The organism is Saccharopolyspora pogona (genome assembly GCF_014697215.1).
Lineage (GTDB): Bacteria > Actinomycetota > Actinomycetes > Mycobacteriales > Pseudonocardiaceae > Saccharopolyspora > Saccharopolyspora hattusasensis.
The window spans coordinates 1386711-1403543 of record NZ_CP031142.1 but is presented as its reverse complement, the minus strand read 5'-3'; the positions used below and the strand labels follow the sequence as shown (position 1 = coordinate 1403543).

Here is a 16833-nt window from a genome sequence, read left to right as displayed (position 1 = left end):
GTGTCTGACAATACCGAGTTTCTGCCGGCCGCCGACGCGGCGGCCGGCAGATCAGGCTGCAACACCAACGCCGACGTTGTCTGGAATGCCCGGGGAGAGTGGGACGACATCCGCTATGAGACCACTAAGGACGGAATTGCCAAGATCACCATCAACCGACCGGAGGTCCACAACGCCTTCCGTCCACAGACACTGACCGAGGCCTCATCGGCACTGACCACAGCACGCGAGGACGAGTCGATCGGGGTAATCATCTTGACCGGCGCGGGAGGAAAGGCGTTCTGCTCGGGCGGCGACCAGCGCGTGCGTGGCGACAGCGGCTATCGGACCGATGCCTCCGCCACCGGAAGGTTCCACGTCACCGATCTCCACGTCGCGATGCGACGCTGCCCGAAACCGATCATCGCGATGGTGGCCGGCTGGGCGATCGGTGGCGGCCACGTGCTGCACCTGGTGTGCGACCTGACCATTGCCGCGGACAACGCGGTCTTCGGGCAGGTCGGCCCCAAGGTCGGCTCGTTCGACGGCGGCTACGGCGCGAGCATCCTCTCCGACCTCGTCGGCCCGAAGAAGGCCAAGGAGATCTGGATGTTGTGCCGTCAGTACGACGCCACAACGGCGCTCGCGATGGGCCTCGTGAACACCGTCGTACCGCTGGCGGACCTGGAGGCGGAGACGGTCAGGTGGGCGCGCGAGATCCTCGCGCTCTCACCGTGGGCGGTGCGACTGTCCAAACTGAGCTTTCATGCGCACGAGGACGGATATGCCGGCATCCAGGCCCTCGCCCACGACGCCAACCTGCTCTTCTACGGACAGCCAGAAGCGCAGGAGGGGCGGGAGGCGTTCAAGGCCAAGCGCACACCGGACTTCACGCCGTTTCCGCGCCGGGCTTGAATCAAGTATCGCGGTTGACGGCGTCACACGAATCGGAAAGGTTACGAAAATGGTAAGGCCAAAAGTAGGGGATGGCGTTTCGGGAGCAAACCGGGCCGATGCGATCGGGCGAACCTCCGATCAGCAGCCCGACTTCCAACTTCGGGGAGCTCGAGTCCTGATCGCAGGCGGCACCTCGGGAGTCGGACTCGCGACCTCCCGAGCCTTCGCCCGAGCGGGAGCCGCCCACGTGGTCGTCGGTGGGCGCAATCCGGATCGAGGTGAAGCCGCCGCGAAAGCCGTCGCCGCCGAAGCGACCGCGACGAGCACGTTCGTCGCCGCGGACGTGAACACCGCCGACGGCGCGACCGGGCTCGTCACGTCGGCCACCGAGCGGATGGGTGGGCTCGACATCGTGGTGAACTCCACGGTCGCCCCGTACATGCCGGTTCCGCTCCACAACATGCCCATCGAGGATCTCCACTCGGTGCTCGCCCAGCAGGCGCTGGGAACCATGCTCGTCTGCCGAGCGGCGATCGACGTGATGCGTCCCGAACAGAGTGGTGCGATCGTGAACATCGCCTCCGACGCGCAACGTGTGCCCACACCCGGCGAGACAGGAATCGGCGCGGCCATGGCGGCGATCGTCACCTTCTCGCAAACGCTCGCGCTCGAAGCGAAACGGTATGGCGTACGGGTCAACGTCCTCACACCGTCGATGATCGTGGACACCGGCTCCCACGAGCGCGCCATGGCGACCGAGTTCAGCAAAAAGATCTTCGACCGGATCGCCGCGCAGGCCCATCTCGGCCTCACCGAACCCGAGGACCTGTCGAACGCGATCCTCTTCCTCGCCTCACCGTTGGCGCGACGGGTCACCGGCCAGGTGATCAGCGTGAACGGCGGAATCTCGATCGCGAGCTGACGCCGATGCGGGCCATCCAGTACCTCGGGACCGGCCACGTCGCCCGAACAGACGTGCCGATGCCCGTCACAACGCCGGGTCGGGTTCTCATCCGCGTCGCCGCGGCGGGCATCTGCCACACCGACGTTCATTTCCGCGCGAGCCCACAGCCGGCGATTCCCCCCGGCACCGTCCTCGGACACGAGATCGCCGGCACGATCGTCGAACTGGGAGACGGGGTCACGTCCTTCGCTGTGGGTGACCAGGTGATCGTGCACCCGGTGTGGTCGTGCGGAACCTGCCGGCAGTGCGTCGCGGGACTCACGAACGCGTGTCTGAGCACCGCGGGACGACTCAGCCAGCCACCAGTACCCGGTGTCTCGGTCAATGGCGGCATCGCAGACTTCGTCGCGGTCCCGGCCACGGCGTTGGTGGCGGCGGACGGGCTCGACCCGGCATTCGCAGCCACGCTCACCGACGCAGGCCTGGTGCCGTATCACTCGATCAACGCGGTGCGCGGCCTCTTGCGCCCGGGATCGTGCGCGGTCGTCATCGGGATCGGAGGCCTGGGCCAGTTCGCCATCGAGATCCTCAGGGCGTCCACAGTGGCCCAAGCCATCGCCCTGGACGTGAGAGAGCAGGCGCTCGACGAGGTCCGCTCCAAGGTGGACCACACATTCCTGTCCACCGACGACGACATCGAGGAGAAAGTGCTGCGCGCTGCGGGCGGACACGGTGCCGACTTCGTACTCGACCTTGTCGGGACCACGACGACACTTGCGCTGGCTGGCGCCGTTGTCGCGCCGTACGGCACAATCCGCGTTCCCGGCCAGGGGGACGGAACGTTCCAGTTCGAAACCGGCCGAACATCGACGACCCTGCCACGAGGCGCGACCATCAGCCGGCCTTTCAGCGGTACCCAGCAGGATCTCGTCGATCTCGTCGGCCTCGCCCGCACCCGCCGGCTCACCACCCGGATCACGCGCTACGGGTTCGAGGATGCCCTGGCCGCGTTCGACGATCTGGAGAGCGGTCGACTCTTCGGCCGAGCCGTCATTGTCATGGACTGATGCCTTCCACTCCGCCTAACTGGAGTGACTCGGGGGCCAGTACCGAACCGCCCCGATCACCTGTGTACGCCGTGTCCAGACGGCATCCCTTCGCCGCAGCGGGCTGCGAGCGGGCGCCGTTCTCCGTGTTGTGGCTGGGCGACGACTCCTTCAGCGAGCGGCCTGGGCGAACCGCCCTCAGAGTGCACCGGCCCTGCCTCACCACCCGCTTCGAGCGCTGCGTGCATCGCGGCGAGCAGCCGTTCTTCGAGCTCACCCGTCGCGGATTCGAAGGCTCGACCATGATCGCCGGGATTTCGCTGCTGCTGAGCAGGTTGCCAGCCGGGCATCGCCGTGGACGGCCAGTCGGTCGAGGATCGCGCCGGACAGCTCACGCTGCTGACCGGCTACCAAACCCCGGCCACGCTGCGACGGATCGCCATGGCCCGCCTGGAAACCTGGCTGCGCACCGGCAACGTCCGCAACGCCAGCAAGATCGCCACAATGAGTGTGCATCATGGACACTCCGCTGCCGTTGAGCGTCATCGGCAACGTAGCCGGCCAGCGGCGCCCTACTACAACTACTCAAGCAGGACGACAAATCGTCCGCGCACGCCGCCCTCCTGTAGCCGACGGAGGCTGTCGGGGATCTGGTCGAAGGTGATCGGGATCGTGTCGGCGCGGATCATGCCATCGGCCAGGAGGTTGAGGGCTCCGACGAATTCGTGCTGCTCGCCGTTGGAGGCACCCACGTAGGTCAGGTCCTTGAGGACCATCTTCTGCGCGGAGATCGTCGCCATCTCGACCGCGAGCCCGATCTGGACCACCCGCCCGGATGGTCTAACGGCGTCGATTGCAGACGCGGTAGTCGTTCCGAAGCCGGCGAAGTCCACGATCACGTCAAGGTTCTGTGCTTCGAAGTCCCGGATATCGGCCGCGACACCGCTTGCCCCGAGGGCCCGCGCGGCATCCAGGGCGGCTGAGTTGGTGTCGGCGACGTAGATGGCGGCGCCTGCGGCGAGGGCGATCTGTGCGCCGAGGGAGCCAATGCCGCCGAAACCGATGATGCCGACGTTCTGGTCTTTGGTGACATGACCGGCGGTGTGGATCGCCCGGTAGGCGGTGCGGCCTGCGTCTGTGGCTGGTGCCGCTTGTTCGTAGGAGACCTCGTCGGGGATCCGGACGGCGAGAGTGGCGGGGAGGCGGACCAGCTCGGCGAAGCCACCGTTAATGGCGGTGCCGGGTCCGTCGGTGACGGCAGGCACGCCGACCCGGTCGCCGACGGTGAAGTCCCCAACGCCGCTGCCTACAGCCGTGACCTCGCCGGCGATCTCGTGACCGAGAACGATCGGCAGATGTCCGAGAAGCGCGGTGATGGTCCCGTCCATGAAGCTGACGTCGCTGTGGCACAAGCCGGAGGCCTTGATGGCGACGACGATCTCGCCCGGGCCGGGTTCGGGATCCGGCAGGGTTGTCATCTGCAGCGACTCTCCTACCGCGGTGAACTGCCATGCGCGCACGGTGACTCTCCCGACTGCCTGCGTGCTCGGCGATACCCGAACACGATCACTAACGTTAGTGTAAACAACTTTCTCTACTTTTAGCTGTTCAAAGACTAGTAGTCGTCTATGTTTGTGTAAACTATGACCGCGCCGGAACGACTCGCCGAAGGAGACGAGACCATGGGCAAGCTGGACGGCAAGGTCGCATTCATCACTGGAGCCGCGCGCGGACAGGGGCGCAGTCACGCCATCCGCCTGGCGCAGGAGGGCGCGGACATCATCGCGGTCGACTGGCTGCAGGACATCGCGACGGTGGACTACCCGATGTCCCGTCAGTCCGATATGGACGATACTGCGAAGCAGGTCGAGGCGCTGGACCGCCGCATCCACACCACCAAGGCGGACGTCCGGGATTTCGCAGCACTCCAGGATGCGTACAAAGCCGGCGTCGCCGAGCTCGGTCCAGTCGACATCATCCTGGGCAACGCCGGTATCTGCCAGCTCGGCAGTAAGGAGCCGGACCCGGTCCAATCCTTCAACGACGTTGTGGGGGTAAACCTGATCGGTGTCTGGAATACGGTCTACGTCGCGGCTCAGGACATGATCGACCGCGGGGCCGGCGGTGCGATCGTCCTGACCAGCTCCACCCAGGGGCTTACCGGCCGTGGCACGGACGGCTCGGCCGGCACGCACGGATACGCCGCTGCCAAGCACGGCGTCGTGGGGCTGATGCGCAGCTTCGCGAACTGGTTGTCTCCGCACGGCATTCGGGTGAACACGGTGCATCCCACCGGCGTCGCAACCCCGATGGTGGAGAACGAAGTGGTGGGCCGGTACCTCGAGGAGAACCCTCAGGTTGCCCAGATGGCAGCGAACCTGATGCCCGTCGGACTTACGGAGCCGGTCGACATCAGCAACGCAATCCTCTACCTCGTCAGCGACGACGGCCGCTACGTCACCGGAGTGACGCTTCCCGTAGACGCCGGGTTCAACGCTCGGTAGCAGGCCGCGGGGGCCCTGCCACGCGCAGGGTGGCCCGGCCCCCGCTCTAGCGGACGGCGTATCTCACGCATCCCTCGCGCACCGGAATCCGATGTTGCCGGTTGATGTCGACGCGGTCGGCTGGGAGCGTCGATCGGGACGACCGTCGTCGGACCAGGCATAGAACTGCGCGGTGCCGACCACAACTCGATCTACACCAGCATAGACCTGCAACGTTGACCGTTTACATCCGTGTAGATATCCTCGTCGGAGTCCGGCCCCAGGGAGGGGGCGTCTGCATTTCGACGATGCCGCCCGGCGGACCGCTCTGCCAGCCGGAGGATGGGCGCCGTGACGGTGTCGTCGACCAAACCGGCCCGCTGTGCGACGAGGCGGCTCCCGCCCGTGGCACGGGGTCACGCACGAAAGGAGCGCGGCGATGACCGCGACCGCAGCGGACCACTCCGCGCTCGGCCTGCCCGAGTACCGCGACATCCGGATCGAGCACCGCGGGGCCATCTCTTGGATTGTGCTGAACCGGCCGGACAAGGCCAACGCGCTGTCCAACGCGATGCTCGACGAGTTCTCCGACGCGCTGGCACGGCTCGCGGACGCCGGAGGCGCGATCGTCGGTATCCGTGGCGAGGGAAAGGGGTTCTGCGCAGGTTACGACGTGGACCAGGTCGGCAAGCCGAAAGCGGCGGACCCGGTCGCCGACCGTGAGCGGTTAGCGCGCAACGTGAACCGCTACCTCGCGATCTGGGATCACCCCAAGCCGGTGATCGCGGCGGTGCACGGCTACTGCATTGCCGGGGCGACCCAGCTCTGCGTCTTCTGCGACATCACCATCGTCGCCGAGGACGCGAAGATCGGGGAACCGGCGCTGCCCATCGGCGGTGGATACATCGCGCCGCTTTGGGCCCCGCTGGTGGGGCCGAAGCGCGCCAAAGAACTGGCGCTCCTTCCTGGCAACACGATCGACGGCCGCACCGCAACCGAGTGGGGCTGGGCGAACCACGCCGTCCCCGCCGACGCAGTCGTCAGCACCGCCGAGGACATGGCCGAACGGATGGCCCGCATTCCGCCGGATGTCCTGCGGATCAAGAAGCTCGCCATCAACCGGACCATGGACGCCATGGGAGTCCGCACGGCCGCCGCCCAGGTTTCCGAGATGGACGCGCTCTTGCACCTGTCCCCATCCGTCCTGGAGCTGCGCGAGTGGATCGGGAGGATCGGCCTCAAGGCCGCCATCGCGGAGTTCCGCAAGCCCACCTCCGGAGCAGGCTGATCCACCGTCCGCGGGCCGCCGAGGCAACGCGGACGCCTCCACCGACACCGCCGTCGGCAGCGATCGCGGAGAGAAAGGATGATCACCATGACAGACCTCGAAGCACGAATCAGCCGGCTCGAGGACCGGGCCGAGATCGAGGACCTCGTCCTCAAGTACTTCCTGGCCGCCGATGACGACGACTGGGAGACGCTGGGATGGACGTTCGCGGAAAACGGATCGTTCGCCGCGGGCGCGTTCCCCGGCGGCAGTGACCGGGAGTCTGTCGTCAATTTCATCCAGGCGGACCGGCAGAACATGGGCGTGACCATTCACACCCAGAACACCACGCTGATCACATTCACCGACGACGACCACGCCAGCGGCGTGGTAGGGGCCCACCTGGAGCTCGCGCGCGGGGGAACCACGATCTATGGCGCGGTCCGCTACTACGACACCTACGTCCGTACCGCGGACGGCTGGAAGTTCGGGTCCCGCGAGATGGCGATCATCCACGTCGGCCCGTGGGACGAGGTCGGAACCTCCCTCACCACAACGAATCGCGCCCGGTGGCCCGGGGCCGACCCAGTTCCGGCCGATCTGCCCCGCAGCTGAGCGGTATGTGCCGACCCGACGTTCAGGAGGGTCGGCACATACCGTCGAAGAGGATCGCCGAAAACGTGTCCACGGTCTGCTTTGCAGTGTGCTTGCGTCCCCTGGCCTGAACCACTGATGAGTCCAATTGACCATTCCGAAAAGCGTCTTCACGACAAGTGGGACCGAGAGGTCCTCTCGGAATTCACCGCTCTTTATCCCCGACGTGATGACGTCGGGGACGACGGACTCGAAACGGCGGGTCTTGCGGACCATCTCCTTCGCCCACGCGGTCGTCTGGAAGGCCACCTTCCCCATGTCCTCCTGGATATACACGTAGGCGTAGGGGAAGTTCGCCTCGTACGAGCTGATCTGCAACTCGATCAGCCTCCACAGCCGCGGTCTCGAAGCACTTCTCCTTGAAGACGTCGCCCGCGATCTGGAGGAGCTCGTTGCGCTTGGCCTGGTAGACCGCGCCGCCCTCGATCTGGGCACTGCGCCGGCGCTTCGCCAAACCACTTCCGGTCGACGCGGCGGGGCGGAGGAGCCGTGGTCAAGGCGGTACCACCGCGTTTATCGGTCATCGCCGACCTCGCCCTGGTTCCAAGGAATTGCGGGAGCACCCCCATGACCGATTCCACACAATGCACGGAAGGGAGGACCGGCGCGTGACCGATCCCCGAGAATTCCTGGTGACGCTCGACGGGTTGCGATCCGAGGCTCAGTCGCTGCTCACCGCCGTCCCGGCAGGCGAGGACCTCGACCCGGTCTCGGCCTCTCTGATCCGGTTGGCCGTGCACGCCGCCGTGTCGACCCTGGACACCGCCGGTATTGACCGGGCCATCCGGGCCGCGCTGGACGCGGGGGCAAGCGCCGCCCAGGTTCACGAGACGCTGGTCGTGGTGTCCGGGCTGGGCGTGCACTCCCTGATGGAGGGGTCGCGGCGGGTGCTGGATGCGGTCGTCGAACGCGGGGACGGGCCGAGCGAACAACTTGATGACGAGCGGATCGCCATGCGCGACAGGTTCCAGGGGGACGACCCCTACTGGGTGGGCTTCGAGCAGGAGGTCCCCGGTTTCCTGGACGCCCTGCTCCGCCTGTCTCCCGAGGCATACCAAGCGTTTTTCGACTACTGCGCCGTTCCCTGGCGGACTGGCGCGGTGCGGGGGCGGGTCAAAGAGCTCATGTCGATGGCGTCCGACGCCACCCCGACCCACCGCTACCTGCCGGGAATGCGCCTGCATCTGAAAAACGCAGTGAAACTCGGCGCGAGCCGCACCGCGATCCTGCACGCTCTCGACATCGCGGCCGCGGCGCCCTCGCACCCCGGGGTGCCCGCGGCCGGCTGATGGAGCTCACGGCCGGCCGGATCGCCCCCCGCAACCAGTCCCTCCTTCGTTTACGCAAGTGTTGACGATAAATCTACGCGAACGTAAACTGCGCAATACCGACGGTCTGATCCTGGACCGAGAACGGAGTGACGATGAAGGTCAACGACGACAACCTCCTGGCGACCGTCCAGCGCCTGGTGGACCGCCAGGAGATCGAACGGGTCCTCTACGACTACGCCCACTACCTCGATCACAACGAGCCGAAGAGCCTGGTCGCTCTGTTCACCCCCGGCTGCCAAATCGCGTACGGCCCGGACCACGGCGCCGACGGCGCCGACGCCTACCTCGCCACGCTGGAGCACGAGAAGTTCGGGATCGGCGCCTTCTTCGCCGGCACCAGCCACCACGTGTCGAACGTCGTCATCGACTTCACCGACGAGGACACCGCGACCGTGCGCTCGCAGGTCTACGCGTGGCACCGGTACAACCGGGAGCGTCCGGACGGCATCGTCATGGGCCAGTACCACGACACCTTCGTGCGCACCGCCGGCGGCTGGCGGATCGCCCGCCGCGAGCTCAAGCACGCCGGCACCGAGAACTACCACGCCAAGGGCAACGCCCTGAACCCGATCCCGCGCAACAACGCCGTCTGATCCGGGCCCACGCGAGGAAGCGAGCCAAGAGTGTCCGACGAACTGCTCTTCGAGGTGACCGACCATGTCGCCCGGGTCACCCTCAACCGCCCCAAGGCCCTTAACTCGATCTCCCACGAACTCGACGTCGAGCTGGCGAGGACCTGGGACACGATCGACGCCGACCCGGACATCTGGGTCGCGATCCTGGGCGCCGCGGGCGAGAAGGCCTTCTGCGCCGGCGCCGACATCAGTGGCGGCACAGAGGCCGACGCCTCGCGGCTGGCCCTCGGTGGCGGGCTGACCGGCATCGGCGGCCCGCTCCGGGTGCTCAAGAAGCCGTTGATCGCCGCAGTGCAGGGCTACGCCCTCGGCGGCGGGTTCGAGCTGGCGATGTGCGCCGACATCATCGTCGCCGCCGACAACACCAAGTTCGGCCTGCCCGAGGTCAAGGCCGGCATCATCGGCGAGTGCGGTGTGATGCACCGGGCGATTCGCCAGCTGCCACACCACATTGCGCTGGCGCTGGTGCTGACCGGGGAGCGGCTGCCCGCCGCCGACGCCCTGTCCTACGGGCTGGTCAACGAAGTCGTCCCCTACGCCGAGCTGGACGAGGCCGCGATGCGGTGGGCCGCGAAGCTGATGGCGGCATCGCCACTGGCCCAGCAGGCCGCCAAGCACGCCATGTTGAAGGGGCTGCAGGGTTCCCTGGAGACCGCCCTGGCCACGAAGTACGAGCCGATCGAGGCGTACGCCAACTCGGACGACGTTAAAGAGGGGCGTGCGGCGTTCACCGAGCGCCGCGCTCCCCAGTGGACAGGCCGCTGAGCCCGGCGCAGTGAGCCGGTCCGGACCGGTCAGTGGGCGGCGCCGGGTAGCGCGATGAGCATCCGGCATCCGCGTTCCCCGGTCCGCCAGCCGTGGCCGTCGCCCTGCCGGACCACGCCGTCGCCGGGGTGGAGCTCGATCTCCTGCTGGTCGAGCACGAGGACGATCGACCCGTCGATCACCACGTCGAGATCCACGCTCCGGATGCGGTGCATCCCGAAGGTAAGCCCCGGCGGGAAGTCGAAGACCCGCTAGGAGGTCTCGCATCGGCGCCGGGGCGGCCCTGGTGCTTATGGACGGTGGCGAGATGAGAGCGGCCGGCCTCGTCGCTGGCCGTGACATAAACCTTGACGTCCGCAACGGTGCCGCCCCGGACGCTTGTCAACAAGAGCGTAGACGTCGTCGACGAACCGAGAGGGGCCCTGCATGACTGACTTCCATGGCGACAGCGATGTCTCCACGGGTCGCACCCTGTGGTCGTTGGCCACCGGTTGGGCGGCCCGGCGGGGCGACGAGGACGCGCTGGTGTTCCTACCGCAGTCCGGCACCCCCGAGGGGATGCGGTCCATGCCCTGGGCACGATTCGTCGACGACGTCGCGCAGTTGCGCAGCGCACTGGCCGCCGCGGGCGTCGCGGACCAGCGCACGGTCGTCCTCGCTCTGCCCAACTCGCCGCTCGCCGTGGCGATCTGGCTGGCCGTGCCCGCGAACGGCGCGGTGATCCAGGTCGTCGACCCGGACGGCGGCATCCTGGCCTTCGAGCGCGCCGTCTCCGCGACCCGGCCGGTGCTTGTCGTGGCCGCCCGGGAGAACGCCGCGACGATGCGCGAGGCGATCTCCCGGGTCCAGGTGCCGACGCGGCTCGTGGTCCCGACCGAGCTGGGCGTCGATGCCCTCCGGTACGAGATCGATGGACTGCCCCCGTCGTCGGCCGCGGCGCCGGAGGCCACCCCGAACCTCGTGGCCGGGCTCCTGCCCACCTCCGGTACCTCCGGCGCGCCGAAACTGGTGCAGCTGACGCACCGCAACTACGTCATGGCCGCCGAGCGGCTGGCCCGCAACGCCGGTTTCCTCACCTCGGACCGGCACTACCTCTGCTCGCCGTTCTTCCACACCAACGGCCAGCTCTACCTCTGCGCACCCGCGTTCGTCACGGGTGGATCGGTGGCGATCGTGCCCCGGTTCAGCGCGTCCGCCTATTTCGACGCCGCCCGGTGGACCGGCGCGACGGTCAGCTCGATGGTCGCCCCGCCCATGCGGATGGCCCTGCACCGGGCGCTGGAGCGCGGCGGCGCTGTCGACCCGGGCGGACTGCGGCTCGTCCAGTACGGCATGAATCTCAGCGAAAACGACTGGCGGGCCTGGGACACGCTGCTGCCCGGGATCGACACCCGGCAGATCTACGGGCAGACCGAGTCCGTCACCGGGGTGCTCGGCGGGGCCCCTTGGGAGGCCGACGACCGGCGGACCATCGGACGTCCGTTCGTCGGCGTCGAGCGGGTCCGGCTGGTCGGCGACTCCGGCGCGGACGTCCCCGACGGCGAACCGGGCGAGCTGTGGGTCCAAGGCATCCCAGGGCGCTCGCTGATGCTGGGCTACGACAACGCACCCGAGGCGACCGCGGAGACGCTGGTCGCCGATGCCGCCAGGGCCTGGCTGCGCACTGGCGACCTCATGGTCCGGCACCCCGATGGTCGCTTCGAGTTCCGTGGCCGCCGGATGCACATCATCCGACGCGGCGGGGAGAACCTGTCCACCTACGGCCTCGAGCTCGATCTCCAGTCCTGCCCACTCGTCGGCGATGTGGCGGTCACCGCGCAGGAAGACGACACGCTCGACGCGATCGTGGTCGCGCACGTGATCCCGGCGGAGGGGTACGACGAGGCCGCCTTCCGCGCCTGGTGCGCGGAGAATCTAGGCAAGCGCGGGGTGCCCGACGTCGTCCGGGTCCACGAGTCGTTCCCCCGTACCGGCAGCGGGCGCGTGATTGCCCGGGAGCTGGGATGAGCGGCCCCTGGGCGGACGGGGTGCGCCGGTGGGCCGGCACCGGTCGGCGCGCGCTCACCACCGGCGACGCACCCCCGCTGACCTACCGGCGCTGGGTGGACGAGGGCGACGCGCTGGCCCGGGCCCTGATCGGCGCCGGCCTGGCCCCAGGCGCCCGGGTCGCGACGCTGCTGCCCAACGGGACCGAGCTGCTCACCGCGCTCTACGCCTGTGCGCGGGTGGGCGTTACGGCTGTCCCGGTCAGCACCTGGGCGACCGGCCCTGAGCTGCGCCGGGTGCTCGACGCGGCGCGGCCGGACCTGCTGCTCACCGCCGACACGGTGCCCGGTGCGCCGCGCGAGCTGCCGATCGGCACCTATAGCTGGGGCGAGACCACGGGCCCCGCCCTTCCCCTCGCCGATCTCCTCGAACTGGGCGGCCGGGTGGGCGACGGGGCCTGGCTCGCCGCCGTCGACGCCCCGGACGTGGGCAGCGACTTCGTGGTGCTCTACACCTCCGGCAGCACGGGCGCGCCGAAGGGCGTCGTGCTCTCCCAGGGTGCCGTCGCGCGCAACGCCGCACTGATCGCCGACCGGATGGGCTTCGCCGATGGCGAGCGGGTCTACACCTACTTTCCGCTGTTCTTCAGCGGTGGGTTGTGCAACGCACTGTCCACGACCGTCGCGGTGGGTGCCGAGCTGGTCACCCAGGCCAGGTTCACACCCGCCGGGGCCGCCGCGCTGATCCACGAACGGCGATGCACCGCCCGGGACGTCTGGCACGACGGGTTGGCGCGGGTGGCGGCCGAGCACGCGTTCACCGACGAGGACCTGCGCCGCATGCGCCGGGGCCTGGTGGTCGACTCCGCGCTGCTGGCGGCCCACGGCGCCGCCGACGACCTCGGCGTCGACATGTACGGCATGACCGAGACCGCCACCGCCTTCACGTGTGGTCATCACCGCGACCCGGCCGCGGTACGGCAGACGACACAGGGCCGACCGCTGCCCGGCAACCTACTGCGGATCGTGGACCCGGACACGGGACGCGAGCTAAAGGCAGGCGAGCAGGGCGAAATCCTCGTCCGCGGGCTGAACACGATGTCCGGCTACACCGATGGCACCCACCTGGCGCTGATCGACGAGGACGGCTTTTTCCACACCGGCGACGTCGGGTCGCTGAGCCCGGACGGGCACGTCCGCTACGCGGGCCGCACGAAGACCATGATCAAGGTCAAGGGACTCACGGTGCAGCCGGAGGAGGTCGAGGCCGTCCTGACGGCGTTCCCCGGCGTCCGGCTGGCGGTCGTGACCGGCCTGGGCGCGGGTCACGAATCGTCCGGTATCGGCGCGATCGTGGTGCTGGATCCCGGCACCGCCCCGGCGGAGGTCGCCGCGTGGTGCCGTCACGCGCTGTCCTCCTACAAGGTCCCCGAACTGCGGTCGGTCGCGGAGGCCGATTTCCCGCTCTCCGCAAGCCTGAAGAACGACCGGCTCGCCGCGTGGGCACTGTTCCCGACCCTGCCGGCGGTGCCCTGATGCCGGGCCTGCTGATCGCCAACCGCGGCGAGATCGCGGTGCGGATCGCGCGGACCGCGCACGCTCGCGGGATGCGGGTGATCGCGGTGCACGCCGCGGACGAGGCCGGCGCCGCGGACGAGGCCGGCGCCGCGCACGTCCGGGCCGCCGACGAAGCCGTCGCCCTCGACGGCACGGGCCCCACACCGTTCCTCGACGTCGAGCAGCTCGTCGACGCCGCCGTGCGGGCCGGCTGTCATCTGCTGCACCCCGGCTACGGCTTCCTGAGCGAGGATCCCGGCCTCGCCCGGCGCTGCGCGGAGCAGGGTGTCGGTTTCGTCGGCCCCTCGCCGGAGACACTAGAACTCCTCGCGGACAAGATCGCGGCCCGGGAGCTGGCCGAGCGGCTCGGGGTACCGGTGCCCGAGGCCACCCGGGGCGAGCTGACCGACGCGGCGGCCGCCGCGTTCCTGCGGGAGCTCGGCCCGGGTGCGGCGGTGATGGTCAAGGCGCGCTCGGGCGGCGGCGGCCGGGGTATGCGGGTGGTACGCGATCCGGACCTGCTCGCGGACGCGATCGCCCGCTGCAGATCCGAGGTCGCGCGTGCCTTCGGGCGCGGCGAGGTCTACCTGGAGCGCTACCTGCCCCGCGCCCGCCACGTCGAGGTCCAGCTGCTGGGCGACGGCCGCGAGGTCGCGGTGCTCGGTGACCGGGACTGCAGCGTGCAGCGCCGGCATCAGAAGATGATCGAGATCGCGCCGGCGGTGACGGTGCCGGGCGATGTCCGGCAGCGGCTCGCGGAGGCGGCGCGGCGGATCGGCGACCACGTCGGCCTGACCAGCCTGGCCACCGTCGAGTTCCTGGTCGACGCCGACACCGGCGAGCACCGGTTCCTCGAGGTCAACCCCCGGCTCCAGGTCGAGCACGCCGTCACCGAGGAGGTCCTCGGGATCGACCTCGTCGGCGCCCAGCTCGCCGTCGCCGAGGGCGTCCCGCTGAGCCGGCAGGCCCTGGTCGCCGCGGACGCACCGGGCGGACTGGCCGTCGAGGCGCGAGTCACCCTCACCGGGCGGCCGGCCACCGAGCTCACCCGGTTCGCGCCACCGGCGGGTCCAGGCGTGCGGGTGGAAACCCACGCCGAGCAGGGCAGGCCGGTGGCGACCGCGTATGACCCATTGCTGGCCAAGGTCATCGTCCACGACGCGAGCGGCGATCTCGCCGCCGCCGTCGAGACCCTCGACGCGGCGCTCGCGGCGTTCGTCGTGGACGGCGCGCCAACCGACCTGGCCCGCCTGCGCGACCTGCTCGGCCGACCGGAGCTGCGCAAGGGCCAGGCGACCACGGCGTGGGCCGATGAACTCCTCGACGAACCGGCCGCGGCGGACCCCGCGACGAAAGCCGGGATCGACGTGGTGCGCTCGGGCATCTCCGGGACGGTCGTCGCAGTCCCGGGCGCACCCGGGGCGCGCGTCCGGCGAGGCGAGCCGCTCGTGGTCGTCGAGGCCATGAAGATGGAGCACGAGATCGTCGCGCCCGTGTCCGGGACGCTCCTGGCCTTGCGGCCCGCGGTGGGCGAGATGATCGCCGAGGGCGACGCCGTCGCCGAGCTGCAGCCCGTTACCGGCGTCGATCCCGCCGACGACGTTCAGGTCGCCGTAGATCCCGGCCACATCCGCTCCGACCTCGCCGACGTGCGACGTCGCCACGAACTCGGCCAGGATGCGCATCGCCCCGACGCCGTGGCGAAGCGGCACCGGCTGGGAAAGCGGACCGCGCGGGAGAATGTCGCGGCCCTGTGCGATCTAGGGGCTGCGGGCGATCTAGGGGCTGCGGGCGATCCCGGTGCCGCCCTCGACGATCCGGCGTCGTTCCAGGAGTACGGCGCCCTGGTGATCGCCGCTCAGCGCACCCGGCGGCCGGTCGAGGAGCTCGAGCGCACCACCCCCGCCGATGGCCTGGTGGCCGGGTTCGGCCGGGTCCACGGACGTCCGGTCGCGGTCCTGGCCCACGACTACACCGTCCTGGCCGGCACTCAGGGCGTGCAGCTGCACAAGAAGGCCGAGCGGTTGTTCGAGGTGGCGGCCCGGCGGCGGACCCCGGTCGTGGTGTTCGCCGAGGGCGGCGGCGGCCGGCCCGGGGACGTCGACAACGCGGCCAAGGCGACAGGCATGGACCTCGGGACGTTCGTGGCCCTGGGCAGGCTCAACGGGCTGGTGCCCACTGTCGCCATCGCCTCCGGCCGGTGCTTCGCGGGCAACGCCGCGCTCGCCGGCGCCTGCGATCTGCTCGTGGCGACCGCGGACGTGAGCCTCGGGATGGGCGGTCCCGCCATGGTCGAACACGGCGGGCTGGGCCGGTTCAGCGCCGAGGAGATCGGGCCGCTGGAGGTCCAGGTGGCCAACGGCGTCATCGACGTCGCGGTGGCCGACGAGGCCGAAGCCGTCGATGTCGCGCGCCGGTACCTGTCGTACTTCCAGGGCCCGGTCACCGGCTGGGACTGCGCGGACCAGCGGCTCCTGCGCCACGTCATCCCGGAGAACCGGCACCGCGTGTTCGACGTCCGGGAACTCGTCGACATCCTCTGTGACACGGGCTCGGTGCTCGAGCTGCGCCGGGGGTTCGGCGACGCCGTCCTCACCGCGCTGTGCCGGATCGAGGGGCGGCCGGTAGGACTCGTCGCGAACGACGGGGCCCGGGGCGGCGGGGCGCTGGACAGCGACGCGGCGGACAAGATGGCACGGTTCCTGCAGCTCTGCGATGCGCACGGTTTTCCCGTCGTGTCGCTGTGCGACACCCCCGGCTTTCTCGTCGGCCCGGGCGCGGAGCGGTCGGCCGGCGTCCGGCACTTCGGGCGGCTTTTCGTGACCGCCCCCAACCTGTCCGTGCCGCTGTGTGCCGTCGTGATCCGCAAGGCCTACGGACTCGGCGGACAGGCGATGGCGGGCGGGAGTTTCCGGGTACCCGACGCGATCGTCGGCTGGCCGACGGCCGAATTCGGCGCCATGGGGCCCGAAGGCGCCGTGACGCTGGGCTACCGCCGGGAGCTCGAGGCCATCACCGATCCGGAGCGCCGCCGGGCGCGCTTCGATGAGCTGCTCGCGGACTACGTAGCCCAGGGCAGCGCGGTCAACGCGGCATCTGTGTTCGAACTCGACGACGTCATCGATCCGGCCGACACACGTGCCTGGATCCGCAGCACGCTCGACACCCACGATCCCGGGCTCCGGGCCCCCGTGCGGCGGCGGATCGACACATGGTGAATACCCCACATCGGAGATCACCGAGAGCAGGAGCCAAGAACGACATCGCCACCACCACAGGCGCCAGGTAGGAGGAAATACATGGACAGCCCGACCACACCGGGTGCAACGA

15 protein-coding genes and 1 pseudogene are annotated in these 16833 nt (G+C 69.3%); 12 read left to right on the top strand and 4 right to left on the bottom strand.

Going from position 1 to position 16833, the window contains the following annotated elements; genetic code table 11:
* The 3 genes from menB to DL519_RS06030 are packed head-to-tail and all read left to right on the top strand — an operon-like array spanning position 1 to position 2847.
* Positions 1 to 894 (top strand): 1,4-dihydroxy-2-naphthoyl-CoA synthase, encoded by an 894-nt coding sequence (gene menB / locus DL519_RS06040; protein WP_223838494.1) that lies wholly within the window; start codon positions 1 to 3, stop codon positions 892 to 894.
* A 49-nt stretch (positions 895 to 943) separates the two neighbouring features.
* On the top strand, positions 944 to 1798 hold the full coding sequence (locus DL519_RS06035; RefSeq protein ID WP_190813237.1) for an SDR family NAD(P)-dependent oxidoreductase: 855 nt from the start codon (positions 944 to 946) through the stop codon (positions 1796 to 1798).
* A gap of 5 nt (positions 1799 to 1803) precedes the next feature.
* Positions 1804 to 2847: an alcohol dehydrogenase catalytic domain-containing protein gene (locus DL519_RS06030; protein WP_190813236.1), complete on the top strand. Its 1044-nt coding sequence runs from the start codon at positions 1804 to 1806 to the stop codon at positions 2845 to 2847.
* A gap of 56 nt (positions 2848 to 2903) precedes the next feature.
* Here DL519_RS06030 and DL519_RS49710 read toward each other — a convergent pair whose 3' ends face one another.
* Together DL519_RS49710 and DL519_RS06025 are read right to left on the bottom strand one after the other, a co-directional pair.
* Complete coding sequence (locus DL519_RS49710) at positions 2904 to 3176, bottom strand: DUF1028 domain-containing protein (RefSeq protein ID WP_397545038.1); 273 nt, start codon at positions 3174 to 3176, stop codon at positions 2904 to 2906.
* A gap of 231 nt (positions 3177 to 3407) precedes the next feature.
* Positions 3408 to 4574, bottom strand: coding sequence for an alcohol dehydrogenase catalytic domain-containing protein (locus tag DL519_RS06025; RefSeq protein ID WP_223838493.1), 1167 nt, complete (start codon positions 4572 to 4574; stop codon positions 3408 to 3410).
* On the opposite strand from DL519_RS06025, the gene DL519_RS06020 reads away from it, so the two are divergent.
* From DL519_RS06020 to DL519_RS06010, 3 genes are all read left to right on the top strand, one after another.
* Positions 4509 to 5330: a mycofactocin-coupled SDR family oxidoreductase gene (locus DL519_RS06020; protein WP_190813235.1), complete on the top strand. Its 822-nt coding sequence runs from the start codon at positions 4509 to 4511 to the stop codon at positions 5328 to 5330. The two genes, DL519_RS06025 and DL519_RS06020, sit on opposite strands and share 66 nt — an antisense overlap.
* Positions 5331 to 5748: 418 nt before the next feature.
* Entirely contained in the window at positions 5749 to 6597 is an 849-nt protein-coding gene (locus DL519_RS06015; RefSeq protein ID WP_190813234.1) for an enoyl-CoA hydratase-related protein, read from the top strand.
* 87 nt (positions 6598 to 6684) lie between these two features.
* Positions 6685 to 7191 carry a nuclear transport factor 2 family protein gene (locus DL519_RS06010; RefSeq protein ID WP_223838492.1) on the top strand — a complete coding sequence of 169 codons (507 nt, stop codon included), beginning with the start codon at positions 6685 to 6687 and terminating at the stop codon, positions 7189 to 7191.
* Between the two features lie 159 nt (positions 7192 to 7350).
* Here the strand turns inward: DL519_RS06010 and DL519_RS49705 are convergent.
* Positions 7351 to 7665, bottom strand: a pseudogene (locus DL519_RS49705) (hypothetical protein); the annotation flags it as partial.
* Between the two features lie 173 nt (positions 7666 to 7838).
* On the opposite strand from DL519_RS49705, the gene DL519_RS06000 reads away from it, so the two are divergent.
* From DL519_RS06000 to DL519_RS05990, 3 genes are all read left to right on the top strand, one after another.
* Complete coding sequence (locus DL519_RS06000) at positions 7839 to 8519, top strand: carboxymuconolactone decarboxylase family protein (RefSeq protein WP_190813232.1); 681 nt, start codon at positions 7839 to 7841, stop codon at positions 8517 to 8519.
* Positions 8520 to 8653: 134 nt separating this feature from the next.
* Positions 8654 to 9154 carry a nuclear transport factor 2 family protein gene (locus DL519_RS05995; RefSeq protein ID WP_190813231.1) on the top strand — a complete coding sequence of 167 codons (501 nt, stop codon included), beginning with the start codon at positions 8654 to 8656 and terminating at the stop codon, positions 9152 to 9154.
* Positions 9155 to 9184: 30 nt separating this feature from the next.
* A complete protein-coding gene (locus DL519_RS05990; protein WP_190813230.1) occupies positions 9185 to 9961 on the top strand; it encodes an enoyl-CoA hydratase-related protein in 777 nt (258 codons plus the stop codon).
* A gap of 29 nt (positions 9962 to 9990) precedes the next feature.
* Here DL519_RS05990 and DL519_RS05985 read toward each other — a convergent pair whose 3' ends face one another.
* A complete protein-coding gene (locus tag DL519_RS05985) occupies positions 9991 to 10176 on the bottom strand; it encodes a cupin domain-containing protein (RefSeq protein WP_190813229.1) in 186 nt (61 codons plus the stop codon).
* Positions 10177 to 10387: 211 nt separating this feature from the next.
* Between DL519_RS05985 and DL519_RS05980 the strand changes: the two genes are divergently transcribed.
* From DL519_RS05980 to DL519_RS05970, 3 genes are read left to right on the top strand one after another with little or no spacing between them, the layout of a single operon-like run.
* The gene (locus tag DL519_RS05980; RefSeq protein ID WP_190813228.1) at positions 10388 to 11968 is read left to right on the top strand and encodes a class I adenylate-forming enzyme family protein; all 1581 of its coding nucleotides are present in this window, start codon (positions 10388 to 10390) and stop codon (positions 11966 to 11968) included.
* Positions 11965 to 13482 carry a class I adenylate-forming enzyme family protein gene (locus DL519_RS05975; RefSeq protein ID WP_190813227.1) on the top strand — a complete coding sequence of 506 codons (1518 nt, stop codon included), beginning with the start codon at positions 11965 to 11967 and terminating at the stop codon, positions 13480 to 13482. The genes DL519_RS05980 and DL519_RS05975 overlap by 4 nt, the downstream gene beginning before the upstream one ends.
* The gene (locus DL519_RS05970) at positions 13446 to 16721 is read left to right on the top strand and encodes an acetyl-CoA carboxylase family protein (RefSeq protein WP_317891350.1); all 3276 of its coding nucleotides are present in this window, start codon (positions 13446 to 13448) and stop codon (positions 16719 to 16721) included. The genes DL519_RS05975 and DL519_RS05970 overlap by 37 nt, the downstream gene beginning before the upstream one ends.
* Positions 16722 to 16833: the final 112 nt, after the last annotated feature.